Annotated in this window: 22 protein-coding genes and 1 tRNA gene; 5 read left to right on the top strand and 18 right to left on the bottom strand. The window is 41.5% G+C overall.

The features are described from left to right. Positions 1-279 precede the first annotated feature (279 nt). The 8 genes from OS173_RS12055 to OS173_RS12020 all read right to left on the bottom strand — a co-directional run bounded on the left by OS173_RS12055 (position 280) and on the right by OS173_RS12020 (position 5,506). Entirely contained in the window at positions 280-789 is a 510-nt protein-coding gene (locus OS173_RS12055) for a hypothetical protein (RefSeq protein WP_267184546.1), read from the bottom strand. Positions 790-1,416: 627 nt separating this feature from the next. Continuing rightward, the gene (locus OS173_RS12050; RefSeq protein ID WP_267184545.1) at positions 1,417-1,878 is read right to left on the bottom strand and encodes a hypothetical protein; all 462 of its coding nucleotides are present in this window, start codon (positions 1,876-1,878) and stop codon (positions 1,417-1,419) included. Further along, a complete protein-coding gene (locus OS173_RS12045; RefSeq protein WP_267184544.1) occupies positions 1,871-2,269 on the bottom strand; it encodes a hypothetical protein in 399 nt (132 codons plus the stop codon). Before OS173_RS12045 ends, OS173_RS12050 begins: the two co-directional genes overlap by 8 nt. Beyond that, on the bottom strand, positions 2,256-2,642 hold the full coding sequence (locus OS173_RS12040; protein WP_267184543.1) for a hypothetical protein: 387 nt from the start codon (positions 2,640-2,642) through the stop codon (positions 2,256-2,258). The genes OS173_RS12045 and OS173_RS12040 overlap by 14 nt, the downstream gene beginning before the upstream one ends. Next, entirely contained in the window at positions 2,632-2,832 is a 201-nt protein-coding gene (locus OS173_RS12035; RefSeq protein WP_267184542.1) for a helix-turn-helix transcriptional regulator, read from the bottom strand. The genes OS173_RS12040 and OS173_RS12035 overlap by 11 nt, the downstream gene beginning before the upstream one ends. A gap of 80 nt (positions 2,833-2,912) precedes the next feature. Beyond that, positions 2,913-3,839, bottom strand: coding sequence for a hypothetical protein (locus OS173_RS12030; protein ID WP_267184541.1), 927 nt, complete (start codon positions 3,837-3,839; stop codon positions 2,913-2,915). Positions 3,840-3,939: 100 nt separating this feature from the next. After that, complete coding sequence (locus OS173_RS12025) at positions 3,940-5,145, bottom strand: tyrosine-type recombinase/integrase (RefSeq protein WP_267184540.1); 1,206 nt, start codon at positions 5,143-5,145, stop codon at positions 3,940-3,942. A 274-nt stretch (positions 5,146-5,419) separates the two neighbouring features. After that, positions 5,420-5,506 (bottom strand) — tRNA-Leu (locus OS173_RS12020). A 278-nt stretch (positions 5,507-5,784) separates the two neighbouring features. On the opposite strand from OS173_RS12020, the gene OS173_RS12015 reads away from it, so the two are divergent. Next, complete coding sequence (locus OS173_RS12015) at positions 5,785-6,099, top strand: HPF/RaiA family ribosome-associated protein (RefSeq protein ID WP_267184539.1); 315 nt, start codon at positions 5,785-5,787, stop codon at positions 6,097-6,099. 95 nt (positions 6,100-6,194) lie between these two features. Here the strand turns inward: OS173_RS12015 and OS173_RS12010 are convergent, their stop codons facing one another. The 3 genes from OS173_RS12010 to OS173_RS12000 all read right to left on the bottom strand — a co-directional run bounded on the left by OS173_RS12010 (position 6,195) and on the right by OS173_RS12000 (position 10,304). Further along, entirely contained in the window at positions 6,195-6,665 is a 471-nt protein-coding gene (locus tag OS173_RS12010; RefSeq protein ID WP_267184538.1) for a Dps family protein, read from the bottom strand. Between the two features lie 143 nt (positions 6,666-6,808). After that, positions 6,809-8,692, bottom strand: a complete 1,884-nt coding sequence (locus OS173_RS12005; protein WP_267184537.1) for a formylglycine-generating enzyme family protein — start codon at positions 8,690-8,692, stop codon at positions 6,809-6,811. Next, positions 8,682-10,304, bottom strand: a complete 1,623-nt coding sequence (locus OS173_RS12000) for a bifunctional metallophosphatase/5'-nucleotidase (protein WP_267184536.1) — start codon at positions 10,302-10,304, stop codon at positions 8,682-8,684. The genes OS173_RS12005 and OS173_RS12000 overlap by 11 nt, the downstream gene beginning before the upstream one ends. On the opposite strand from OS173_RS12000, the gene OS173_RS11995 reads away from it, so the two are divergent. Further along, positions 10,303-11,364 (top strand): ribonuclease D, encoded by a 1,062-nt coding sequence (locus OS173_RS11995; RefSeq protein WP_267184535.1) that lies wholly within the window; start codon positions 10,303-10,305, stop codon positions 11,362-11,364. The two genes, OS173_RS12000 and OS173_RS11995, sit on opposite strands and share 2 nt — an antisense overlap. Here the strand turns inward: OS173_RS11995 and OS173_RS11990 are convergent. The 4 genes from OS173_RS11990 to OS173_RS11975 form a co-directional block, all read right to left on the bottom strand. Further along, positions 11,347-11,907 (bottom strand): hypothetical protein, encoded by a 561-nt coding sequence (locus OS173_RS11990; RefSeq protein ID WP_267184534.1) that lies wholly within the window; start codon positions 11,905-11,907, stop codon positions 11,347-11,349. The two genes, OS173_RS11995 and OS173_RS11990, sit on opposite strands and share 18 nt — an antisense overlap. Beyond that, entirely contained in the window at positions 11,904-12,389 is a 486-nt protein-coding gene (locus OS173_RS11985) for a GNAT family N-acetyltransferase (RefSeq protein ID WP_267184533.1), read from the bottom strand. The genes OS173_RS11990 and OS173_RS11985 overlap by 4 nt, the downstream gene beginning before the upstream one ends. Beyond that, positions 12,390-13,151: a Bax inhibitor-1/YccA family protein gene (locus tag OS173_RS11980; RefSeq protein WP_456085718.1), complete on the bottom strand. Its 762-nt coding sequence runs from the start codon at positions 13,149-13,151 to the stop codon at positions 12,390-12,392. 466 nt (positions 13,152-13,617) lie between these two features. Beyond that, positions 13,618-14,721 carry a bifunctional chorismate mutase/prephenate dehydrogenase gene (locus OS173_RS11975; RefSeq protein ID WP_267184531.1) on the bottom strand — a complete coding sequence of 368 codons (1,104 nt, stop codon included), beginning with the start codon at positions 14,719-14,721 and terminating at the stop codon, positions 13,618-13,620. Positions 14,722-14,802: 81 nt separating this feature from the next. Here OS173_RS11975 and OS173_RS11970 point away from each other — a divergent pair, with 81 nt between their 5' ends. After that, positions 14,803-15,504, top strand: a complete 702-nt coding sequence (locus OS173_RS11970; RefSeq protein ID WP_267184530.1) for a CsgG/HfaB family protein — start codon at positions 14,803-14,805, stop codon at positions 15,502-15,504. Between the two features lie 72 nt (positions 15,505-15,576). Here OS173_RS11970 and lpdA read toward each other — a convergent pair whose 3' ends face one another. The 3 genes from lpdA to OS173_RS11955 are packed head-to-tail and all read right to left on the bottom strand — an operon-like array spanning position 15,577 to position 21,035. Further along, the gene (gene lpdA / locus OS173_RS11965; RefSeq protein WP_267184529.1) at positions 15,577-16,998 is read right to left on the bottom strand and encodes a dihydrolipoyl dehydrogenase; all 1,422 of its coding nucleotides are present in this window, start codon (positions 16,996-16,998) and stop codon (positions 15,577-15,579) included. Positions 16,999-17,027: 29 nt separating this feature from the next. Next, the gene (sucB, locus tag OS173_RS11960; protein WP_267184528.1) at positions 17,028-18,203 is read right to left on the bottom strand and encodes a dihydrolipoyllysine-residue succinyltransferase; all 1,176 of its coding nucleotides are present in this window, start codon (positions 18,201-18,203) and stop codon (positions 17,028-17,030) included. Positions 18,204-18,209: 6 nt separating this feature from the next. After that, positions 18,210-21,035, bottom strand: coding sequence for a 2-oxoglutarate dehydrogenase E1 component (locus tag OS173_RS11955; protein ID WP_267184527.1), 2,826 nt, complete (start codon positions 21,033-21,035; stop codon positions 18,210-18,212). A 566-nt stretch (positions 21,036-21,601) separates the two neighbouring features. On the opposite strand from OS173_RS11955, the gene OS173_RS11950 reads away from it, so the two are divergent. Both OS173_RS11950 and OS173_RS11945 read left to right on the top strand, forming a co-directional pair. Beyond that, positions 21,602-24,136, top strand: a complete 2,535-nt coding sequence (locus OS173_RS11950; RefSeq protein WP_267184526.1) for an adenosylcobalamin-dependent ribonucleoside-diphosphate reductase — start codon at positions 21,602-21,604, stop codon at positions 24,134-24,136. A 99-nt stretch (positions 24,137-24,235) separates the two neighbouring features. After that, positions 24,236-24,719 (top strand): transposase (locus tag OS173_RS11945; RefSeq protein ID WP_267184525.1); only part of this gene is annotated, 484 nt, incomplete at its 3' end.

The following is a 24,719-nucleotide window of genomic DNA, read 5'->3' as shown; positions in this document are numbered from 1 at the left end:
GTGAAAATCTTAGGATGTGTGTAGTGTGGTGCCGAGGGAGAGAATCACACCGTTTCGCAAGCTATTGATAATAATAGATATAAAAACAATCTTTTAAATGTTACCAACGAAGTTGCCAACAAAAGATTTTAAGGCTTTGATTTAATCGGTCTTGAATTAACCGATAATAAGATACTAACAAAACCGCCATAAATAAAAAGGTACTTTCCAGCTTTTGACTTACGGGGGCTGTCGAGCGTAAAGGCTTGTTAGGTTTATCAGATATGGGGTTGTTGTTGTTTAATTTAATTTTAATCCCCTTTCAGAATACTGGCCTACATTTTTACCAGATTTATAATCCTTAATAACTAAAATATCTGAATTATTATTATCAACAAAATAGTAAGCCAGAATCATTGACAAAAAGGATTGCTTATCATCAAAGCTTAAGTCATAAAATTTAGTTTTAACAAAAACATGAGGCAATGATCCGGGCATCTCCACTTTGTGAATATAGCCATCATTGATAAGTTTTTGAATAAATTCCTTTCTTTTGTTTTGTGCTTCTATGCTTTTGTCAGGAACATTAAACTTGGATTTAACAGTCTTTGTGGTTGGGGTATTATTTGAAGTGCTTGTTTTTGGATTATCATCTATAAAAATCATTAGTCCTAACGCAATGGCAAACATTCCCCCAATAATCCAAGTAACTACTGATGTCTGCTTTATCGGGTTTCCACATTTCGGACACGTTTTAGCATTTGAAGATACTTTATTTGAACATGCTTTACAGTTTATAAGTTTAGTCATTTTTACCTCATCATTTTAATAACTATACGTTTTACCATTACAGTGTCAAGTATTAAGACTTATCAGTCTTTACAGCTCAATCCATGTCTTGACCTTGCTTAATGGTTTTAAGTGCGTAGGGTAGCCACTATGCGGGGGTAGTGCTTATATTTAGCGCCCTTTCCTGTAGTTCGTTAGCCATAGGGCTTTTTTTATATCCGCAAAATGGGTATTTGGGTTAAATGTTGAAATGTTTGTATTGTGGAAACAAAAACAACACGGGGGCTAACGAATTGCGCTTGTGTGTGTCTATGATTTGAACCGCCCCCCGGTGTCGATAAATTCCTACATGGTGTGATTATGGCCACTTGGTTATCAGAATAAAACCATTGATTATGTTTTTTGGAAGTGGTGGGCTGGCCGGATCTGTTTCAATCGGCCAACGCCACCACCCGTAGCTAAGTGGTTAGATATTTACCTGCTATATTTAATCCAAAGGTAAATTTGGTTGCCAAGCCATTCATGTTATAAGCCAATAAACCCAATGGTTTGAAAGGGTTTTTAAGTAGCTCTAACTGTGGCTTTAGCTAAAACTATAACTAAAACAAACTTAAATGAATGATTTGCCAATAACTCCACTGGTTAAAATCAAATAAGTTCCACATCATCGACTTTAGAATAAATCATCTGCTCTGGCAATGGGTTTTGCTGGTAGTCATGGGTCACATCAACAACCTTAATTTTGTAAATTTTGCTTTCAAGTTTGGTTAATGGGATTCTATCCAGTCTTTTTAACTCTGGGTCATGCGGTCTAAGTTTGTAATAAATCTTTAATAGTTTACCGCGTGGTGGGGGCTTAAAATGCCCCCGTAATCCTGTACGTTTTTTTAGTTTTGCATTAAAAAACATGGGTATGGTCTTATTAAAATATTTGCCCATGTCTGTTATAGAAAATAACCATATAACACGGCTCATTCCACCCATTCTAAAAGTAGTCCAAGTTAGAAAAGATGCTTCATATTCGCCTTTAGGTATTCTTTCCCAGCCGTTATATTCAAACTTGGCACCTTTGGGTGGATTTGACCAATTAAGTTCTACAATGTTACTCATAAGCCACCCAGTTATTTAATTGGTTTATGGCGGTTTGTATGTCTGGGGCTTCTCCACATTCATAAAGCCATTTAGCCATCATGCCGGTGTCGTTAATCTTGTGACTGCTTAACCCTTGGTTATATGGCACTTCAAGTTCATATAAGCCCAATTCAGGCCAATAATAAAGGTTGTGGCCGTTTGTACCGCTTATGCCGTTTAAAAGCCGGTATCGGTGCTGTCGGTATAATGTGCAGTCTGATTTAAAGGCTTTGTTAAGAATCGGCATGGCTTCAAACAAAACCCGGGCATAGCGACTTATCAAGCCTTGCTTGGTTGTTGCTCTGGCATCATGCTTTTGTAGTTTGCCTGTGTTAAAATGCTGGGGCTTGGTTGGTTTATTGAATATCATTTTTTAAATCTCCATGCTTCGTATTAAAACCCGTGCCACTCGCCAAAGTCTGTACGGGTTTTTTATTTTGGTAAGGTCTTAAATTCCACAGTGAACAATCCTTTATCTGGCAATTCCGTATTTCATTTTGTGGGTTTGGATCAAAACCGCAACCAACGCAATCAAAACACTTAGCATTAATGGCCAGCCGTAAACTGGTTGGCTTATCTTGTGCCCTTTCAATCGGTGATTTATTTTTCTGCAAACCCATTGTGTAGGGGGTTTGATAAGAATAACCGCCCCTTGCTGTGGGGTAGGTAGGGTTAATGCCTATTGGTTGCGTAGAATGACCGTCACGGCCATTATTATCGGCTTTAAATTGATTATTCGGCATGATCACTAACTCCTTTCCTTTCTTTTAGAAAGTCTTGAATGTCGACTATGTCATAACCGACTGCCCGGTCACCCAATTTAACGGGTTTGGGGAAATGGCCTTTATTTGTCCATCTGTATAAAGTGGCTTTTGAAATAGATAACAGTTCGCAAACTGCTTTAGGTCTTAGGTACTGGGTTTGTGTGTTCATGTTTGATACCTTATATGTGTTAATGTGGTATCAATGATAAGGTGGTAAATTAGTAGAAATACCCCTGCAAAAAAAATATTTTAAGGGGTCATATCAATATTGCCTGATATTTTTTTCCAGTCTGTGGTAATCATTCTTTGTGCAAGTTTGTATCTATTTTCATACATTTTTTGTAAAGGCTTTTCTGTGGCATCTAATCCTAATATTGGAAAATCATCATGCCATTTTGCTATAACTCTATTTTGTATGATTTTTGGTTTAATCCCGTATTTGTTTAAATCCCATACCGCTAATGCCTGTGACCATTTAAGGGGCTGTGCTTTATTCATTGTTCTGTATGGTCTTATTTGTCTTTCATTTTTTAAGTTATCTATACGTTTTTCTAATTCTTTGATTATTCTCTTAGTAGGCATTTTAAGGTTTACAAGAAAAGATGCGCCCATTTCATCAATAAATCGCTTTCCTGATTGATACTTGATACAGCTTTCAATATCCGGAAATTCAAACTTTAAAGTTTCACCATTAAAGGTTTGATATATAAACTTTGTATCTGGTTGATAAAATATTGAACACCACGCTTTTGCACTATCCGAAATGCTATTTGCGTCATCAATTTTATTTGCACCATACCTGCTTAATAAAATTTGTTGTTGGCTTTCAAGATATTTAGTAATTCGCTGTGAAGTATTTCCAAAGCTGTCATAAAAAACACCATTTTCCCACATCAGCTGGCGTTTATTCTTACTAACAGTGTAACCACCGCTTGATTCTGCAAATTCAGTGCTATCCAAATGACCGCCACGAATAGCAAATTCAAATGCCCATTCTGATAAATCTTTATATTTTTGCAAATCTTCATATAAGCCAAATTTAAACCAATCTGGTAAATGCTTATCGTTATGTGGCTTATAATTTTTAATGTCCTTTTTAAAAATAATTCCATTAGTAAGTTTTTTTTGATTTTCGGATAAATAATAAGGTTTGTTTGTGTCTTTGTCGGCTGGCATTGCTCACCCTTTCCAGTGATCGCTTTCAGAAAAGAACCAAGCCAAGGCGGTGAAAGTGTCCGCTGTTCAGTAGCTAACCTATGGCTTGGTTATGCTTATTTTAATTTGCTTTGCTGTTAATTGGGATAACTTTCCCGGTGTGTGCGTTGTCCACAAAGTCCGCCCATTCTTGCATCATCTTAGTTCTGGCCGGTAGGTACTCTGCCTTGTTGTAGGCTCCCCGGACTTCGTTCTTATCCTCATGGCTTAACTGCTTTTCTATATGCCGGCCATCGTAGCCCAATTCGTTTAAAGTGGTGCTGGCAAGGTGCCGGAAGCCGTGAACGGTCATACGACCATGAAAGCCCATACGGTATAAAGCGTATAGCATGGCATTTTCACTAAATGGCTGGGTTTGGGGCTTGTGTGATGATGCAAACACAAAAGGATAATGCCCGGTTATCGGGTATAGGTCTTTTAATACCTTAATCACTTGCTTGGATAACGGCACAATGTGTTCACGTTTCATTTTCATGCGTTCGGCCGGTATTGTCCAAAGCCCGGTATCTAAATCAAACTCATGCCACTGTGCGCCCCTTATTTCGTTTGTACGCTGAAAAGTATATAAGGCCACTTGTAAACCTGCTTTGGTGGTTGGCTCCAGTGGGTAGCTGTTAATGGCGGTTATCAGTTCGGGTAATTCTTTTATGTTTATGCTGTTGTAGTTTTTGGGTTTGTGGCTTTGTAGGACTTGCGATAAACCCTCTGCCGGGTTGCTTTCAATCAGGCCATGAATTTTGGCATAAACAAAAATTGCATTGCATCGCTGGCGCACCTTTTTTAACATTTCCAAAGAACCACGGCTTTCAATTTGTCTTAATACGGTTATTAAACGAAGTGGGGTAATGTCTTTGATAGGCTCATGGCCAATTTGTGGGAAAATGTTTTGTTCAAGTGAAACAATAACGGATTTTGTATGGCTTTCACTCCATTCATTGGATTGTGTGTTTATCCATTTTCTGGCGATTGTTTCAAAGGCATCGGCACCCATCTTTTTTGCTTTGGCTTCTTTGCGTTTTTCTGCTGGGTCTTTGCCATCGGCAATCAGCTGTCTGGCTTGGTCTACCTTTCGCCGGGCTTCGGCCAATCCGGTGTCCGGGAAAACACCCATTGATAAGGTTTTTTGTTTGTTGTTAAAACGGTAACTAAACCGCCACCATTTAGAACCATTTTTATTGACCAAAAGAAACAAGCCCTTGCCATCGCTTAGCTTGTAGGGCTTTGCTTTGGGTTTAGCTGATCTAATGGTGCTTATGTTTAGCTTCATTGTTGGTAACTATTTTTGGCGTTTGTTGGTAACTTTTGTTTTTTGTTACCATTTTTAAACGCTGGTATAGTTAGCTTTCAGCGGTGTTTGTTGGTAACTCCGACTAAAAAACACCCTGTCCACACTGGGTTATTTCAAAGTTACCAACAAGTTTACCAACAAAAGGCATGAGAAGCAAAGAACCTTTGTGATACTGTATTAAGGCTTAAATGTAGGTTTTATAGGGGTTTGCGGGGTAGGGTGATGTTTTATGATACTGCTTGAAAGGTACTAATGGTGCCGAGGGAGAGAATCGAACTCTCACTCCCGCAAAGGAACCGGATTTTGAATCCGGCGCGTCTACCAATTCCGCCACCCCGGCAAGGGAGGCATAAGTATAAGTTATTTATTTTTAATGGCAAGGGTTTTATTGAAATTTTGTGAGGTGATTTGTAATGGATTAATCGCTCAGTCAATGCCTATCAAAAAAAAGCCAATATCAGTTTTGGACTTTTTATTCAAAGGTTGTTTAAAGTACTTTGGTAAAAACTTAATTAATCAGATGTATGACACATTTTGGTTTGAAATTAATTAATTAGCCCCCAAAATTAAGTTATGTGGCAGACTATGCCAAATTGTTTTTTTATTGAGGAGAACCCTATGCAAATTTTAGTAAATCATGATCACAATATTGTGGGCGGAGAATCTTTACAAACCTATGTAGAAAATCTGATGACAGACGCCTTACATAATTTCAGAGACCAGGTAACTCGGGTTGAGGTTCATGTGGCCGATGAAAATGGTCAGAAAGGTGGTGATGATGATATGCGCTGCACCATGGAGGTGCGGTTACGGGGGTTGAAACCATTTGCAGTGACTCATCGTGATAAGAATATTCATGCTGCCATTGATGGCGCGGCTGATCGGGTGACCCGTTCGGTACGAAAAACAGTAGAAAAACGTCGCGAAATTTAAAAAATGATTTTAGCCCGAAAGGTTTTAGAAATATTCGGGCATAAAAAAAGGAACCGTTAAATCGGTTCCTTTTGTTTAGCATATGACTGGGTCGATTATTGATCCAGTAATGAGCGCAGCATCCAAGCGGTTTTTTCATGAAAATCCATTCTTTGCGTTAAGATATCGGCACTCACTTCATCTCCTTCGATGGCATCTGAGGTAACCACTTTGCGGGCGTGACGAATAACCGTTTCATGAGAATCCAGTAAGTTCTGAATCATTTGTGTGGCTTCAGGCACTTCAGTTTCTTCTTTGACATCGGTGAGTTTTGAGAATGCGTGATAAGAACCGGGGGCAAATTCTCCCAATGCACGGATGCGTTCGGCAATCACATCGACCGCTTCCGCCAATTCAGTGTAATGTTCCTCAAACATGGCATGTAAGGTATTAAACATGGGGCCGGTTACGTTCCAATGGTAGTTATGGGTTTTTAAATAAAGTGTGTACGTATCGGCCAAAAGTTTACTCAAACCTTCAACGATTTCACTGCGACTTTCTGCTTTTATTCCTGTGTTTATTGACATGGTTTTTTTATCCTTTTTTTGTTAATGAATAATTATTATAGACCTTATGCAGGGTTTTGTATAATTGAAAATAATGAACAAAGCAATCGTTTAAATCGATAAGACAAATTGATTAATGGTAATTTAACATTCTATCCAGTAAATCAAAATCCGAGCGTTTTAGCCACGCGAAAGCCCAAGCGGGGATCAGTTAATGTGGTTTCTGCCTGTTTTCGGTGGCTGCTATGATACTCGTCAATGGCGCTGGCCCAATGGCCACCACGAATAACCCGTTTTTCACAGCCTTTATTGACCCAGGCACTGCCATCATCCGGTGCTCTAAAATAACTGTCATGCCAACAATCTTCCACCCATTCCATAACATTACCGCTTAAATCATAGAGTCCAAATGGGTTAGGGCTAAACTGTTTCGCCGGAGCCGGTCCCCAGTAACCATCACCATAACTGTCAACACCTTCTCGCCAACGTACTCGGCTACCGCGTAAGCGGTCTTCACTGCCACTTAAATTATCGTAATTTTCAGGAGGCGGACTGACCCCCCAAGGGAAGAGCTCTTGAGAGCCGGCTTTAAGTACATATTCAAATTCACTTTCTGATAGCAAGCGATATGGTTCGCCGGTTTGTTCTGCTAACCAACTGGCATAGGCGTTCGCATCCGCCCATGAAACATGAATAACGGGCAGGTTAATATCGGCTCTCTTGCCAAGGTAGTCGTGACGCCAATATATGCCGTGCTTGTTTTTAAAACGACCGGTACGCGGATCATAAATAACACTGCGATTTAATTGTTCAGCGGTGGTTTTATAGCCTGTTGCCGAGATGAATTGTGCAAATTGTTCTACGGTAATTTCGTGTTGCGCCACGGCAAATGCTTTTGAAAAATTAACCCAATGGGTAGGTTGCTGGTATTTAGGTCCGCCGGCATGACCCATAAAGAAGTTACCAACTGGCATCACCACCATGGCTGGTGATTGCTGACCCTGTTGTAGATCATCCTGAAACACATCAAACACTGCGTAAGCTCCATAGATTTGGGCTTGTTTGAGTTGTTGCTGATAAGGGTATAGTAAGTTTTGATCAAGTTTTAATTGACTTAGTTTTTCAAATAGCTCTTCAGCTCGGCTTAGTTGCAGTGATTTGATGGCCAGATAGAACTGTCGATCTAAGTAATTAAAACGTTGTTGTTTTTGCTTGTCCACTAATGCAACTGTTTGCGTGTATAAGGGATGTTTTTTGCCAAGTTGCTCTAAGGTTCTCAGTTGAGCCTCGGCCACTTCAAAATCACCTTCTTCAGAAGCGCGAATTGCCTGTTGGCTGATGGTGGCCAATAATTGATTCTGTAGCTCAATTAACCCCGGATATTCGGGATCCAGTTTTTGTGCTTGCTGAAATTTGTGTATGGCATCCTGGTGATTAAACGCATATAAGTCGTTATTTTTAAGTAGCTCGCCGGCTTCATTAGTTATTCTTTGCAGTGTGAAAATGGTACTGATTTTGTCGGTGTATTGAGCAATCTTATCGTCCTCAGGAGCCAAGGATTTTAATCGCGCGGTCAATGCAGTGAGTCTTTCGGCATCATAATCTTCGGCCGCTTTATCGGCGGCTTCGTATAGGCGGGCATGTAGTGTTGTTTGTAATTGATTGATTTCAGGTAAATCAGGATTGGCACTTTGCGCCAGCATTAAATAATACAATGCGTTTTGGCTTTCCGGAAAAAAAGCATGGTCATTGTCTATCGCCAGTTGCGCAAAATTGATTAAATCATGGGCGGTTAAGTTCTGTTCATTGAGTTGTTTGTTTTCGGGTAGCCAATTGGGAATTTGTACTTGGGCACGAATTGTCTCCTCTAAGGTATTATCCAACGGTTGCTCTAAAGGTTTATGATCTTTGCTTATTGCTGTCTGTGGCTGACCGTTGGCTAGGTCAGGTTCTAATTCTTGAAAATAATTTGGGCCATTTTTTAAAATAAACAATAATCCGACCAATGCCAGCCAGATTAACATCATGACGAGTTCTTTAATGTTCATGCAAACAGTGATCTCTCGTGGTATTGCAAATACGTCGATTTCGCAATGGTGCGATACCTTCAGGGTGTGCGTTTAAATAATCAATCAATAAGTCCTTTAGCTCACTGCCATTGGCCTGACAATGTTGAATCATTGATTCGTTGACCATGGTGTAGCCGTCTTGATCGGTATTTTTTGATAGCAAATAAAAAGGCATGACCACTCTTATTGTTCCATCGGCATCCTCATCAAGCGCATCCTCATCTTTTGTTAAATGGATGTGGCTTATTTCCTCGTTTGTTGGATCATGGATAAAAGATAAGCCAGATACCTGTAGCCAGTGTCCGTTAGCAGTCCAGTTTGAAATGCTGTGCTGTAAGATTTTCGGTAACAATGCGGTAGGTATTTCAATTAAACGCAAATCGCTGGGATAGGGGAACATTTCATGGAGATGTTTCGCGATGATTTGACCTCCAGCAGGAATATTTTGGTTTAGACGGATACTGCCGGAATTAAGTAAAGCAACATCTGCTCCACATTCCTGAAAAGCTTGTTTGCTTAAATCTGCCAAGAGATTGCCTAAATTGGTTTCAAATCGGCGAATGGTGGTTTCTTCAGCCACCAACTCCGTGCGGGTTATACCGATTATTTGTTGTAAACATCGCGCATCAGCCTGGTGCTCGATACAGTATTGTTCTTCGATGGTGGCATTTAACTGATTGACTAAATGTAAGGTGTCTTCATCAGGGACGATATTTTCTGACAATGGCATGATTTGTGGCAATAATGCGGCTTTGGGTTTCGCTAAATCAACTTGAACAACGACCGCAGAAGCCGCATCCGCATCGGCTTTTAAAATCCAATGACCGTTAATGGTTTCTGCTTGAGCGAAGTGTTCATGACCACCAAAAATTATATCAGGTCGATAAGCATCCGGTAAACCCATCAGGGCTTGATCGTCAGCCATTGGTTGATGGGTCAAGGCAACCACAAAATCAGCGCCGGCTTGACGCAGTATAGGAACATAATGTTGTGCTGTTTGCTGAAAGTCATCAAATGACTCAATATATTCAGGGTGCGCCATATCGGTGGTAAAGCTAAAAACACCCACTTTATAATCGCCGTATTGTTTGAACACATACGGTTTTAATCGGTCAGAGGCTATGCCGTTGTCAGTCCATTTAATATTAGAGTCGAGCCAGGTGAATTCAGACTGATTGAGTAAGCCATTCATGATATCGACATGTTTCAGTCGGCCTTTGTCAAATTCGTGGTTACCAAAAGTGACTAACATATCTCCATCAAAAGCATCCGTCTGGCCATCTAAGTGGTTCATGGTTTGTATCATGGCTTGGCCATTGTCTTGTTTGCTGTTAAAGGAAGGGTGTAAAAAATCACCGGCATGCAGCAATAGCACATGTTTGTTATTGGCTTGCAGTTGGTTTCTTAACGTCCGCACCCGAGCCAAACCACCGGTTTTACCCTGGTTTATTCCGGCAATTCGATAAACATCATTGATGGCAATAATGGTTAATTGGGAATCGTCATTATCGGCTTTTTTAGTTGCATGTTGACAAGCTGCCAATACAATAATGAGACAACATATAACAAAGATTGGTTTAAAATTTTTCATGACTAAAATTCTATCAAATTTTCAATTCATTGATGACATTAATGTGGCGCAAAAAATCATTTCGACCATTGATGCGCAATCATTTTATGCCGTGGACACTGAATTCGAGCGTTCTCGCACATTTTACTTAAATCCTGCCTTACTTCAGGTATCGATTAATGATACCTTTTATTTGGTGGATATTGCCATTAAAGAATTGGCTGATGTGTTTTTAAAACCATTTAAAAAGTTGATAATTCATTCCGGCTCCGAAGATTTGGAATTATGGCAACAAGTAACTCATTCAAAACCGGATGCAGTGTTTGATACGCAAGTAGCTGCAGCTTTAGCCGGTTATTCTTTACACACGTCTTATCAAAATCTGGTGGAGGCTGAATTTGATGTTAACCTAACCCAAGGCATGAGTCGTTCAGATTGGCTGCAACGTCCCTTAAGCCAAGCACAAATGGAATATGCGGTTGAAGATATTTGTTATTTGCAAGATTTACAAAGTCAATTATCAGTTCAGGTTGAAAACCGTGGTTTGTTGCCATTGTTTGATGTACTTATGCAGCAGATGCTCGATAATTTAGAACATGATGCTCATAATGAAAAAATGTATCAGAAATTGGTTAAAAACCAAACCTTTACGGCCGCAGAAACAGTGCGCTTATGGCGATTGTTATTGTGGCGGGACGAAATGGCGCAAAAACGGAATAAGCCACGCAATTGGATATTAAAACCCCCGGAGATTATCGCCATTGTTAGACAAGTGAATGAATTTGAAGATTTATTTAAGGTGGGTTTATATCCAAAGTTTATTAAGCATAATGGCCGAGACTTGTTACGGGCGATGACCAATCATGATGATGAAATCAGCGAGCCGCCGAAAAAAATCAAATTAAACAGCCGTCAGGGACAACACTTTCTAGCCATGAAAAAAGCATTACAAGAAAAAGCCAGAGTGGCTGATATTGATCCGGCATTGATTATTAATAATGCCGCGTTAAAAGCCCTGGCATTTAATCAAGGTGATTTAGATGACTTACCAACTTGGCGTGCTTTACTCGATTCGTTTTAAAGAGTTTCCACTCGGGCGGCTGCCGTCCGGGCATAATTTAAACGCACAATTTTGTTGTGGGTCGCGACCCACATAACTGCCGTCCGGGCATTGTCTAACATCTTGTGGGCAAAAAATTGATGATTCAGGTTCTTTGGGATCATTTGGACAAGGCGGAAGTTTACATTGATTACTTGGGTCGGAAAATACAAAAGAGCCATCAGGGCATTTTTTTGTTTTTTGTTGGCAACGAGGTGTTTGGGTTTTGATCGGACATAGGTCAAATTCACAATTATTTTTTGGGACTCGTTTCACAAAAGAACCATCCGGACATTGTTTCATATCGCCTGGGCATTGGTTTTTGGTGAGTGCCGGAGGACAGGGGTCAAACGCACAATCAAGTGAAGGGTTTCGACTAACAGTTTGGCCATCGTCACAGACTTTTAATTCTTTGCTGCAGCCTTCAGGGGCAGCGACAGTGGTTTTATCTTGATCTGCTGCAGGTTGACAAGCACTGAGCATTAATGACAGCATAAAAAGTATGGCAGTGTAGTTAACCGTCATAAAGTTTTTTCCCAAAACATGGCCACGCCATGTTGGGCATCCAACTCATAAGGTTTGAAACCAAAACGCTCATAAGCCGCTTGAGCGGTGGTGTTACCGGTGACCACTTCTAATGTCAGTTTACAGCAATCATTTTCTCGGGCAATCTGTTCAGCGAAGTCAAACAATTGGCGACTGATACCCATACGGCGGTATTCGCCCGCCACCACCACATCATGGATATTAAGCAATGGTTTACAGGCAAAGGTTGAAAATCCAATAAAACAATTCATTAAGCCTGCCGGCTGACCATCTACATACGCCAAAATGCTTAGCGCATTTGGGCGTTTCGCCAATTCCGGGATTAGATTTTGTGCGGTAAAGTCACTCAAGGCCTCGCCACCGCCCATTGGGTCGGTGGCATAGCAATCCAATAACTCAATCACATGCCGGGCATGTTGAGGGTTATGGTAATCAGCTTGAATGACTTTAACGGTCATCATTTAATCTCTTAATTTAGCCAATAAGCGTAACAGTTCAATATAGAGCCAGACCAAAGTGACCATAAGACCAAAAGCGCCATACCATTCGAAATTCTTTGGCAGATTCTGTTCGCTGCCACGCTCAATAAAATCAAAGTCTAAAACTAAATTTAACGCTGCAATACCGACAATAAAGACACTCATGCCGATGCTCAATAAACTAGCATTTTCGGTATTAAAATAACTGACGTTGGCACCAAACCCGAACACCGCGACCATGCTGACCAAATAAAACAGTGCAATGCCCATGGTGGCAAAAACAATGACTTTCTTGAAGGTTTCAGTGACTTTAATTAAGCCAGTGCGGTAACTAAACAGCATGGCAAACATCACCGCGACAGTGAGACCTACCGCTTGCATCACCAAGCCTGGATAGCGGGCTTCAAATATGGCGGAAACACCACCGACAAAAAGGCCTTGTAAAACCGCATAAATCATGGAGCCGGCCACTGCAAATTTGGGTTTAAAGGCCACAAATAAACCCACCACTAAGCCACCAAACATACCGGTAAGCATTAAGGTTCGGCCTAAGGCAGGATCATTAAGCATGGTTTGCCAGGTCCAGGCAGCCACCGCAGTCATAATAAGCAATAAAATACCGGTTTTATTGATGGTGCCATTGACAGTCATACGCTGTGAATCGTCCTTAATCAGCTGATCCACTGGACCTAAGCTGATGGCCTGTTGTTCAAACTGGTTCATGGCTGGGTTAGCGGTTTTCATGTTTTTTAAATTCATTGATTTACCTGATAGTTAGTATTGAATAGGATTAACGATGATTATATAGGTTCGATTTCACAGGGTACAAGTTAAATCGGTTTTTTAGATAAGGATTGAAGGCAATAAAAGGGTGGGCAAAAAAATATGTTCAACCATTTGTGATAGGCAAATTGACTTGCGAATAATCGATTCTTCCCCAAAAATCGACTCTGTAACAACTAACATCCCCCAATGCGTTGTTTCTATCGTGCCAGAGGACAGGCATCAAACGGCTGAACATAAAACGAATTACCTGATCATTGCGGCTATCTTAGTTAGTGTAACGCAATGCATTTTTTCAGGTTACATCTATTCAATAATGCGATTTTTAATCGCCGTTATGTTTAGAAGCGTAAAAACAACTTAAAACCCTCAAAAATAATTCATTTATTGTTTGAGGGTAATTGTAAATTCTTGATATTCAGCTGTTTTAAGGGTGGTGGCGAATGGCCAAATAATCTTTGGCTTGTTGCATTAACTGCACGAAAGCAGTTTGTTGGTTGTTATGTAATATCTGTTTGAGGCGTTCAACGGTATCATCTAAAGCATTAATGATGGTGGGGCTGTATTGGTTTAATTTTTGGATTTCGTAGTATAAATCAGGGTTTTCATGGGTGACTTTGGCGGCAATATTCCACTGCGCATCAAAGGTGGTACTGGATAGGTTGGCCAATAGGTCGGCGGCTTCACCGGATTCTGCCAATACCGTCATAAAGGTGATATTGAGCAAATGCGATAAACCCAGCACATAGCTGATTAATCGATCATGGTCTTCAAATTTCATATCAATCTGTTCCACCATGGTCGGCTGGAACAATTGTCTGGCACTGTCTAATGCCTGTTGATCACCCATATCTATAAAAATAACGTGTTTGTTGGATAATAATTGAACATCGGGTCCAAACATAGGATGAATTGAAACCACACGGCAGCCACTATCAGATAAAGCCCGTAAAGGGCGTCGCAAAGGAGATTTGATGGAGCTGATGTCCATCACAACACCACTGGGTTGGTGTTGTTGTAATTGTTCCAGTATGTCGGCACTTTTTTGAATGGGGGTGGCGACAATAATAAAATCGTGGTTAAGTTCGATGTCATTAATATCAGCGATGAAGTTTTGTTGGTTATCTAAGGCTGCGATGTCGTTAATTTCCACGGTGAAATTTTGTTCCTGCAAAAAATGAGCAAACCACTGACCCATTTTGCCGTTACCGCCAATAATTAAAGCCTTCTTGTTGTGGCCATATGAAGAGTTTTTTACTTTCTGAACCTCTTGTTTACTGAGAGAGGTCTCAATAATCAACTCAAAGATCTGTTGCGCGATGTCCGGATTGAGGCTTTTATCCTCTGCGGTAGCGCGAATGTGGTTAATAACCTGTTTTTCACGGCCATAATCTCTGGTGGGGGATTTTGTGTCCAACTTCACATTTCCAATCAGTTCAACATTAAACTGTCGTTCAGCAATCAATGCTATAATTTGCTCATCGATGTCATCAAGACGCTGTCGTAATTGGCTTAATTTTTGATTTTTCATATTGATTGTCAGTAAATTTAAGCGTAAATTGTTACAGTATAATGATGATTAAGCAATATTTTTAATGGGAGAAGTAATCGTATGCGTAAGTTATTAGTTTTATTGGCAATTACCTGTTTTAGTGGCTTAGTGGTAGCCAAAGATCGTCCGGTGGTTGCTGTATTGGATTTTACCAATGAAACCCGTGCCAGTTGGTGGCAAACCGATGTCGGCACTGAATTAGGTGGTATGTTAGCCAACGAGTTAACCTCTACAGGTGCTTTTAAAGTGGTTGAACGTGAACGTTTAAATAGCGTTTTAGGTGAGCAGGATTTAGGCGCTTCAGGACGTGTTAACCCAGCCACAGCGGCGAAAATGGGTAAAGTCACCGGAGCTCAATATTTAATCACCGGTAAAGTTTCTGCCTATGAAGAAAACACCAAAGGTACCGGTGGCGGCTTAAGCTTCAAAGGGATTTCTCTGGGTGGTAAAAGCCAAGAAGCCTATTTGGCCATTGATTTGCGCGTAGTTAATGCAACCACGGGTGAAGTTGAGTTTGTTCGCACTGTGGAAGGTCGTTCTAAAGGTGGTGGTATGAATGTCGGAGTTTATCGCGGTGGTTTTGGTGGTACTTTAGGTGGTCACAATAAAACCCCAACCGGTAAAGCGATTCGAGCGGCACTGATTGAAGCCACAGATTACTTGGCTTGTGTTATGTATGATAAAGATGGTTGTGTTCGAGACTACCGTGATAAAGAACGTAAAAGACGCACCAAAACTAAATCATCATTGTCCTTAGATTAATGGACTTAAGTTAAGCAATAAAAAAGGCCGGTTTTCAAACCGGCCTTTTTAGTGTCCATATAAAACGGCTAATTAATTGGCTTTATGTACAGCGCGTTTATCAACACTCATGGCAGCTTCAAACACCGCTTCAGATAAAGTCGGGTGGGCATGAACAATACGTGCCAAATCTTCAGAACAACCTTTAAATTCCATGGTGACTACGCATTCGGCAATCAACTCAGAAGCGGCAGCACCAAAAATATGTGCGCCCAACAGTTCATCGGTTTCTTTATCTGCCAGTAACTTAACCATACCGGTGGGTTCATTCATGGCCAAAGCGCGGCCATTGGCGGCAAAAGGAAAGGTGCCGACCTTGTACTCAATTCCGGCTTCTTTTAATTGCTCTTCGGTTTGACCGACCCAGGCAATTTCCGGCTCAGTGTAAATAACCCAAGGAATGGTATTAAAATCAACATGACCATGTTCTCCTAAGATACGTTCCACCACGGCAGAACCTTCTTCTGAACTTTTGTGGGCCAACATCGGGCCTCGTACGGCATCACCTACGGCCCAGACATTATCAACATTGGTCTGACATTCATCATTAACATCGATTTGACCGCGATCGGTTAATTTCACACCACAATCATCACTCAATAAGCCTTCAGTTTCAGCTTTTCGACCAACAGCAACCAGTAATTTATCAAAAGTTTCGGTGTGTTTTTCACCGCCTTTTTCATAGATCACTTCAACTTGGTTATTTTTCACTTCGGCGGATTTAACAAAGGTCGATAAGTGAATATCAAGTCCTTGCTTTTTAAATTCACGGGCTGCAACTTTAGCAATGGCTTGATCGCAGGCACCTAAAAAGGTGTCCATGGCTTCAAAAATGGTGACCTCAGCGCCAACTCTGCGCCAGACACTGCCCATCTCAAGACCAATAACTCCGGCACCAATAACCCCAAACTTTTTGGGAACCTCATTTATATTGAGGCCACCGGTGTTATCTAAGATGTATTTATTGTCCACTTCCACATTGGGAATGGAGACCGGTACCGAACCAGAGGCCAGGATAATGTGTTTGCCGCTGACTTGTTGTTTACCCTCATCGGTGGTGATTTCAACTTGGCGGTCTTTTAATAGGCGACCACTGCCGGCGATGTAATTAACCTTATTGGCTTTGAACAACTGTTTAATGCCACCGGTTAACTGTTTCACAATTTTATCTTTACGGCCAATCATGGTGCCAATATCGATGGCCGCATCTTTAAAAGAAATGCCGTGAACGTCATAGTGACCGGTCATTTGTTCATAATGTTTGGATGAGTCGAGCAGGGCCTTGGAAGGAATGCAGCCGACATTTAAACAGGTGCCGCCTAAGGCATATTCATCGTCTTTGGTTTTAAAACGGTCGATACATAAGGTTTTTAAACCGCCCTGGGCGGCACGAATGGCGGCCACATAACCGGCAGGACCACCGCCAATAACAACCACATCATATTGATCACTCATAATTATTGTCTCCTTGTCAATTTATTGGCTTATAGGTTTAAGAGTATTCTCGCTGGATCTTCCAACATGTCTTTTATAGCAACCAAGAACAGAACCGCATCTTTACCGTCAATAATACGGTGATCATAAGTCAATGCTAAGTACATCATCGGTCGCACCACAATCTCACCTTCGACCACCACCGGTCGTTCTTTAATGGTGTGCATGCCTAAAATGGCGCTTTGCGGCATATTTAAGATTGGTGTTGACATCAATGAACCAAAAGTACCGCCGTTGGTAATGGTAAACGTGCCGCCTTGTAAATCTTCCATGCCTAACTTACCACTATTGGCTTTTTCAGCATAATCACGGATGGCACCATCAATGTCTGCTAAGCCCATGGCCGCGGTATTTCTTAATACCGGAACCACCAGGCCACGTTCAGTGGCGACTGCAATACCGATATTTTGTTGGCGATGATAAACGATGTCTTTGTCTTCCAAAGAAGCATTGATAATCGGGAATTGTTTTAAGGCCTCAGTGGCCGCTTTCACAAAAAACGACATCAGACCCAGTTTAATGCCATGTTTTTTCTGGAATTGATCTTTGTATTTTTTACGGATATCCATGACGGCTTGTAAATCAACTTCATTAAATGACGTTAACATGGCGGCGGTGGACTGCGCTTCAACCATGCGATCGGCAATGGTTGATCGTAAGCGACTCATGGGTACCCGTTCTTCCATAGGGGTGTTGGCGACGTTCTGGACATCCGGTTTAGTAATACGTCCACCCCGACCGGAACCCTCTACTTGAGAGGCATCGATGTTTTCTTCTTTCATCATTTTACGGGCAGCCGGTCCTGCTGATCCGGTGTCGATTTTGGATTCCGCAGTTTGTTTGGCTTCTGCTTTTTTGGCCGGTTGTTCTTTAGGTTGTTCTTGTTCAGAGTCGTCAGCCGGTTTGTCTTCTTTGGCTTCATTAACTGCACCTTCTTTAACCACGGCTAACACGTCATTGGCTTCTACCACATCGCCAGGTTCAGCGTTAATAGACTCTAAAACACCATCAACGGGTGAGGGTACTTCAAGAACCACTTTGTCGGTTTCCAAATCGACTAAGTTTTCATCTCGTCGAACGGTATCACCTGGTTTTTTGTGCCAAGTTGCAACGGTGGCGTCACTCACTGATTCCGGTAAAACCGGTACTTTTACATCGATGCTCATATCTTATTACTCCGAGTCTATGGCCGATCCATGTTTTCCATGAATGGCATCTTTAATTAATTGTTGTTGTTCTTTTACGTGAACCTTATAAGAGCCGACGGCCGGTGATGGCGAGCCTTTACGGCCGGCATAATATAAGGGGAAACGATTGTCTACACAATGTTGTAAGTGGTGCCTGATTTGAAACCATGCCCCCTGGTTAATGGGTTCTTCTTGGCACCAGATAACTTCTTTGGCATTGGTGAATTTATCAAGTTCAGCGGTTAATTCAGGTCGTGGGAATGGATACAATTGCTCAATACGTACAACAGCCACGTTCTTAATATCGTCCTCTGAAATGGCCTCAATTAAGTCATAATAAACCTTACCGGCGCATAAAATCACACGGTTGACGTCTTTATTGGTTACTTGACGGTCTGGAATGACAGTCTGGAATCCACCGTCAGTAAGTTGCTCTTTGCCAGACACTGCCAGTTTATGACGGAGCAGGCTTTTAGGTGTCATCACAATGAGCGGTTTGCGGGCTTTGCGCAACATTTGCCGACGTATCATATGAAATGTTTGCGCCGGTGTAGAAGGTACACAAACTTGCATGTTATTAACCGCGCATAGCTGTAAAAAGCGTTCTAAACGCGCTGAAGAGTGTTCCGGTCCTTGACCCTCAAAACCATGGGGCAAAAACATCACCAAACCACTTAAGCGACCCCATTTGGCTTCACCGGATGAAATAAACTGATCAATCACCACTTGAGCGCCATTGACGAAATCACCAAACTGCGCCTCCCAGATCACCAAAGCATTGGGTTCGGCAGTGGCATAACCATATTCAAAACCAACCACTGCTAACTCAGACAAGACTGAGTTGATAATATCAACCTTGTTGTTGTCCGTTTCTAATTGTTCCAGCGGTGTATAGTTACGGGCTGAGTCACTGGTATGAATAACCGCATGGCGGTGGAAAAACGTGCCACGTTGGGAATCTTGACCATCTAGTCGGATTTGATAACCGTCATCTAAAATACTGGCATAGGCCATGGTTTCGGCAAAACCCCAATCCATGGGCAATTCGCCTTGACGCATTTTGATGCGGTTGTCATTTATATTTTTAACCCGTGGATGCGGCTTAATATCGTCGGGCAAGTCTGTTATGATTTTTGCGTATCGATCGAATTGTTCGGCACTGATGGTGGTGTCCACTTGTTCACGCAGGTCGCCATCCAAATGGGGTGTCCAATCAACTGCAAATTCGTCATTATTATCGTCTGAGAAAACCACAATGTTATTGCCGGCATCTAAATCATCGCGGTATTGATCCACCAGTTGACTGGCGTCTGCTTCTTTAATGATGTTATCTTTAACCAGCTTTTTGGCATAGATTTCACGCGGCGACGGATGTGATTTGATGATTTTATACATTTTGGGTTGTGTGGCGGACGGTTCATCGGCTTCATTATGCCCATGTTTACGGTAACAGACCAAATCAATCACCACGTCAATGTCAAACCGTTGACGGAAATCAGCCGCAATTTGGGTGGCAAAAACCACCGCTTCGGGGTCATCGCCATTGACGTGAAAAATCGGGGCTTGCACCATCTTCGCAATTTCGGTGCAGTATAAGCCGCCTTTTTTATCCAATGCATGGGTGGTGGTGAAACCTATTTGATTGTTGATCACCACATGAATGGTGCCGCCAACATCAAAGCCTTCCACCATGGCCATATTGAATAATTCCATAACCACGCCTTGCCCTTCGAAAGAAGCATCACCATGGATTAACACCGGTACCACTTGATTCTTGTCTTTATCATCACGACGCACTTGGCGGGCACGGGTAGAACCAATAACCACCGGGTTTATGATTTCTAAATGCGATGGATTAAAAGCCATGGCTAAATGCACTGAGCCATGGGCGCCGGGTACATCCGAGGAATAGCCTTTGTGGTATTTTACATCGCCGGAATTAACATTATCCAATGACTCGTCATTGCCTTCAAACTCTTCAAATAAATCACGCGGTGATTTGCCCAAAATATTGACCAGCATGTTCAGACGACCGCGATGAGCCATACCAAACACAATTTCTTTGACTTTTTGTTCGCCTAAATGATCAATCAAAAAAGCCATCTGTGGTATTAAGGTGTCACCACCTTCCAAAGAAAAACGTTTTTGACCGACATATTTGGTATGTAAATAACGTTCAATGCCTTCGGCTTGCGTGAGTTTTACCAGCATTTTTTTCTTGGCTTCAGCGTCAAATCCAAATTGACCAGCGGGTTTTTCTAATCGTTGTTGTAACCACTGACGTTTTTCTATGTCTGTGATGTGCATATATTCTATGCCGATGTGACCGCAATAAACCTGTTCTAAGGTTTTAATAATGTCAGCCAAAGTCATTTCCGGTTCAGTGGTAACCATTGAACCGGTGTTAAAGCGCGTATTTAAATCAGCTTCACTGAGACCGTGGAAGCCCAGCTCTAAATCAGGTGTCGCCGGACGATTGGAATAATTAATGGGATCTAAGTCAGCTTTTTGGTGGCCCCGTAGGCGGTAAGAGTTAATCAGTCGTAACACCGCCGCTTGTTTCATGGCATGATCGGCATCACCGCTCAAGCCACCACCGGGAGGTAATTGTCCGGCAGCTAAAAACTGCTCAATGATGGGTTGGTGTCTGATATCAGGTTGGTCGCCATCAAACTGTTTGAATAGCTGTTGTAACTCAGTTGAGACGGCATCGGGATCTTGTAAATAAAGATCGTAATATTGCTCTAACCAACTTGAATTGGCACCAAAAAATGGTGCGCTTTGTTGTTTTTCTTTAATCCAGCTCGCCAAGGGAACGCTCTCATCAAAAAAATTAAAGCTGGTATTATACCTGAGTTAACCGTGGGTAAAAACCTATCCAAGCTGTTTCCGGCAAAATTGTTATTAAATAGTCATTATTTGTGCAAATTGTTATTTTAAGGTTTTGCTTGAGTTCGCGCCATGTTAATGGCAAATGTGGGTAATTTCAGAGTTGCTGCGGTTGGTTTTCTCGCGGAATTATGATAATGCAAAAATCTAAATTAATTATTTTTGTTAATTTTTAAAAATAAAAAAAGCAAAAACTTAACCAAAAAGAATAAATCTCCCTCGTTTAAAGACTGAAAATATGCTATATTTCCTGTCGTCAAATGGCTGCTCGGTAAATATACTTATTTGCTTATAAGTCATTGATTTTAAACCATATAATGATATTTTTGACAGACAAAAAATATGAGCTTTAAAATCTAAGTTATTGAATTACTTGGCTTATTAGCTAAACAGAAAAAGTCATTTATGGTTAACAAATTTTGTAAAAAAAATAATTGAGTGGAAAATTATTTTTCTTTATCGGGATATTAACGGGGACAATTATGCAAATGAGTGAAGTTAAGAAACAAGGTCAAGTATTTACCCAGGAGCAGGCTTATCAGGCGGCTTTAAGTTACTTTAAAGGTGACGACCTGGCAGCCCGGGTGTGGGTCAATAAATATGCGCTTAAAGATTCTGAGGGCAATATTTTTGAGCAGACACCGGATGATATGCATCATCGTTTAGCATCTGAGATTGCTCGGGTAGAAAAAAAATACCCCAACCCTATGTCGCAGCAAGAGATTTTTAATTTGATTAAGGGATTTAAATACTTAGTACCGCAGGGTGGTCCCATGACCGGTATCGGCAATCCTTATCAAATTGCCTCCTTGTCAAACTGTTTTGTGATTGGTAATCCCGGTGAATCGGATTCATACGGCGGAATTATGAAAATTGACCAAGAACAGGTACAGCTGATGAAGCGGCGTGGTGGTGTTGGCCATGATTTATCACATGTTCGTCCACGCGGATCAGCCGTTAAAAACTCCGCCTTAACGTCAACCGGAATTGTACCGTTTATGGAGCGCTATTCAAACTCTACCCGAGAAGTCGCTCAGGATGGTCGTCGCGGCGCTTTGATGCTCTCAGTATCTATTAATCACCCCGATGCTGAGGATTTTATTGATGCCAAAATGGAGCAAGGTAAAGTCACCGGAGCCAATGTCTCAGTGCGTATTGATGATGGCTTTATGCAAGCAGTTAAAGATAATGATAATTACGTACAGAAATATCCGATTTTTAGTGAAGACCCAAAGTTTACCCACACCATTGAAGCCCGTAAACTGTGGAAAAAAATCATTCACAATGCCTGGCAATCAGCAGAACCGGGTATTTTGTTCTGGGACACCATAACCCGTGAATCGGTACCCGACTGTTATGCGGATTTGGGTTATAAAACCGTGTCCACCAATCCCTGTGGCGAAATCCCGTTATGTCCTTATGATTCATGTCGTTTATTGGCCATTAACTTATATTCTTATGTCAATGATCCATTTACTGATAAAGCTGAATTTGATCAAGAATTGTTCATTGACCATGTCGCCAAAGCACAGCGTTTGATGGACGATATTATTGATTTGGAATTGGAAAAAATTGACGCCATCCTGGCTAAAATTGATGCCGATCCGGAAAGTGAAGAGGTTAAACATATTGAGCGAAATCTGTGGCTTAATATTAAGAAAAAAGCAGAAGAAGGTCGTCGAACCGGTATTGGTATAACCGCTGAAGGTGATATGTTAGCCGCCTTAGGTATTCGTTACGGTAGCCAGGAAGGCAATGATTTTTCCGAAGAGATTCATAAAACCATTGCTGTGGAGACGTACCGGGCTTCAGTCTACATGGCGAAAGAACGTGGTGCATTTGGTATCTATAACAGTGAGCGTGAAAAAGATAATCCGTTTATTAAACGCCTTAAAAAAGCCGATGAATCACTATACAAAGACATGGTTAAATACGGTCGGCGTAATATCGCTTTATTAACCATTGCGCCAACCGGTACCACCAGTTTAATGACCCAAACCACGTCTGGTATTGAGCCGGTATTTTTACCGGTATATAAGCGCCGTCGTAAGGTGAACCCTAATGACAAAGATGCGCGGGTCGATTTTGTTGATGAGGTGGGCGATTCCTGGGAAGAATATACTGTATTTCATCACCGCTTCAAAGAATGGATGGAAGTGAACGGACACGATACCGATAAAAATTATTCAGAAAAAGAAATGAATGCTTTGGTGAAACAATCACCTTATCATAAAGCCACCTCTAACGATGTGGACTGGCTGAGCAAAGTTAAAATGCAAGGCGCCGTGCAAAAATGGGTTGACCACAGCATTAGTGTCACCATTAATTTACCCCACGATGTGAGTGAGAAATTGGTGGGTGAATTGTATATGGAAGCCTGGCAAGCCGGTTGTAAGGGTGTCACTGTCTATCGTGACGGTTCACGCTCCGGGGTATTAATTTCCAATGAGGATAAGCCAGAAGAGCTGGTGCCGTTCCCAACCAAGCGACCAAAAATATTGGATGCGGAAGTGGTGCGGTTTCATAATAACAAAGAAAAATGGATTGCTTTTGTGGGTACCATTAAAGGCAAACCCTATGAAATTTTTACCGGTCTGGCCGATGATGAAGATGGTATTTTCTTACCGCGCACCGTTGAATCCGGTCATATCATCAAAAGCCGATTAGAAGATGGCAGTTCGCGCTATGATTTCCAATTCACCAATAAGCGTGGTTACAAAACCACCATCGAGGGTTTATCACATAAATTTAATCCTGAGTATTGGAATTATGCGAAACTGATTTCCAGTACCTTGCGACACGGCATGCCGATTGAAAAAGTGGTGGAATTAATTAACACACTGCAGTTAGACAGTGAGTCGATTAACACCTGGAAAAATGGCGTGACCCGTGCCTTAAAACGTTACATTGCGGATGGTACAGAGGTTGAAAAAGGCACTTGTGAAAACTGTCAGTCAACAGAGCTTATTTATCAGGAAGGCTGTTTAACCTGTAAAAGTTGTGGCTCATCGAAGTGTGGCTAAATTAATTTAAGGTCCCTATTAAAAAAAGCACCCATGGTCGGGTGCTCAGACTGCTGACAAAGTCCCCACTTTTGCGTGGGGATTTTTTATAATAGCAATATGCTAAAAAATCATCCCCCCATCCAAACAAGCTATGAGTTTGTCAGCCTTGAGGATTTAGTGCCTCAAGACCACTTAGTCAGAAAGATAGATCAATCCGTTGATTTTAGTTTTATCCATGATTTAGTTGCTGATTTGTATTGCTCCAACAATGGCCGTCCAGCCTTTGATCCAACCAAGATGTTTAAGTTATTATTGATTGGTTATATTTTTGGGATTCGTTCAGAACGCCAGCTCATCAAAGAAGTTCAGGTTAATACAGCCTATCGTTGGTTTGTAGGTTTTGGTTTGCTTGAGAAAATTCCAGATGCTTCGACCTTAAGTCAAAATCGTCGTCGTCGCTTTAATGAATCAGATGTATACCAACAAATATTCGATGAGATTGTCATCCAGGCGATGGGCAAAGGGCTGATCAAAGGTCATCATTTATACACAGACTCAACCCACATCAAAGCCAATGCCAACAAAGGCAAGTGGGTTGAAA

The organism is Marinicella gelatinilytica (assembly GCF_026410405.1).
Lineage (GTDB): Bacteria > Pseudomonadota > Gammaproteobacteria > Xanthomonadales > Marinicellaceae > Marinicella > Marinicella gelatinilytica.
Note: the sequence above shows the minus strand (reverse complement) of the source record. Positions and strands in the feature narration are given on the sequence as shown.

Bases quoted from the DNA above. Each gene is read 5' to 3' on its own strand.
- OS173_RS12055 (WP_267184546.1), bottom strand. From the start codon at position 789: ATGACTAAACTTATAAACTGTAAAGCATGTTCAAATAAAGTATCTTCA.
- OS173_RS11995 (WP_267184535.1), top strand. From the start codon at position 10,303: ATGACTAAAATTCTATCAAATTTTCAATTCATTGATGACATTAATGTG.
- OS173_RS11950 (WP_267184526.1), top strand. From the start codon at position 21,602: ATGAGTGAAGTTAAGAAACAAGGTCAAGTATTTACCCAGGAGCAGGCT.
- OS173_RS12005 (WP_267184537.1), bottom strand. From the start codon at position 8,692: ATGAACATTAAAGAACTCGTCATGATGTTAATCTGGCTGGCATTGGTC.
- sucB (WP_267184528.1), bottom strand. From the start codon at position 18,203: ATGAGCATCGATGTAAAAGTACCGGTTTTACCGGAATCAGTGAGTGAC.
- OS173_RS12040 (WP_267184543.1), bottom strand. From the start codon at position 2,642: ATGCCGAATAATCAATTTAAAGCCGATAATAATGGCCGTGACGGTCAT.
- OS173_RS12015 (WP_267184539.1), top strand. From the start codon at position 5,785: ATGCAAATTTTAGTAAATCATGATCACAATATTGTGGGCGGAGAATCT.
- OS173_RS11990 (WP_267184534.1), bottom strand. From the start codon at position 11,907: ATGACGGTTAACTACACTGCCATACTTTTTATGCTGTCATTAATGCTC.
- lpdA (WP_267184529.1), bottom strand. From the start codon at position 16,998: ATGAGTGATCAATATGATGTGGTTGTTATTGGCGGTGGTCCTGCCGGT.
- OS173_RS12010 (WP_267184538.1), bottom strand. From the start codon at position 6,665: ATGTCAATAAACACAGGAATAAAAGCAGAAAGTCGCAGTGAAATCGTT.
- OS173_RS12030 (WP_267184541.1), bottom strand. From the start codon at position 3,839: ATGCCAGCCGACAAAGACACAAACAAACCTTATTATTTATCCGAAAAT.
- OS173_RS11980 (WP_456085718.1), bottom strand. From the start codon at position 13,151: ATGAAAACCGCTAACCCAGCCATGAACCAGTTTGAACAACAGGCCATC.
- OS173_RS11970 (WP_267184530.1), top strand. From the start codon at position 14,803: ATGCGTAAGTTATTAGTTTTATTGGCAATTACCTGTTTTAGTGGCTTA.
- OS173_RS12045 (WP_267184544.1), bottom strand. From the start codon at position 2,269: ATGATATTCAATAAACCAACCAAGCCCCAGCATTTTAACACAGGCAAA.
- OS173_RS12035 (WP_267184542.1), bottom strand. From the start codon at position 2,832: ATGAACACACAAACCCAGTACCTAAGACCTAAAGCAGTTTGCGAACTG.
- OS173_RS12025 (WP_267184540.1), bottom strand. From the start codon at position 5,145: ATGAAGCTAAACATAAGCACCATTAGATCAGCTAAACCCAAAGCAAAG.
- OS173_RS11975 (WP_267184531.1), bottom strand. From the start codon at position 14,721: ATGAAAAATCAAAAATTAAGCCAATTACGACAGCGTCTTGATGACATC.
- OS173_RS12000 (WP_267184536.1), bottom strand. From the start codon at position 10,304: ATGAAAAATTTTAAACCAATCTTTGTTATATGTTGTCTCATTATTGTA.
- OS173_RS12050 (WP_267184545.1), bottom strand. From the start codon at position 1,878: ATGAGTAACATTGTAGAACTTAATTGGTCAAATCCACCCAAAGGTGCC.
- OS173_RS11985 (WP_267184533.1), bottom strand. From the start codon at position 12,389: ATGATGACCGTTAAAGTCATTCAAGCTGATTACCATAACCCTCAACAT.